This window comes from Thermus thalpophilus, from assembly GCF_022760915.1.
Classification (GTDB): domain Bacteria; phylum Deinococcota; class Deinococci; order Deinococcales; family Thermaceae; genus Thermus; species Thermus thalpophilus.
In genome coordinates, this window is record NZ_JAKTNS010000164.1 from 1 (window position 1) to 238 (window position 238).

Below are 238 nucleotides of genomic sequence, written 5' to 3' on the forward strand. Positions count from 1 at the left end.
GTGGCCAGGAGGAATCGCCCCAGGCCCCGCCTCGCCCGCTCCAGCTTCTCCTGATCCACCTCCAGGCGGGCCCGCAGGCGGTAGACCACCGCCAAGGGTCGCTCCCCCTTGCGCGGCCGGCCCACCCGCTCCCATTGGCGTTCCTCCTGCACTCCCAGGTAGACCAGCCGGTGCAAAGGAAGCCGGCCGCTGGCCTCGCTCAGGGCCCGCCGGGCGTCCGCCTCACAGGCGAAGGTCC

Annotated in this window: 1 pseudogene; it reads right to left on the minus strand. The window is 73.5% G+C overall.

The annotated features are described in order from the left end of the window. A pseudogene (locus L0D17_RS14105) lies at window positions 1-238 on the minus strand (IS1634 family transposase); the annotation flags it as partial.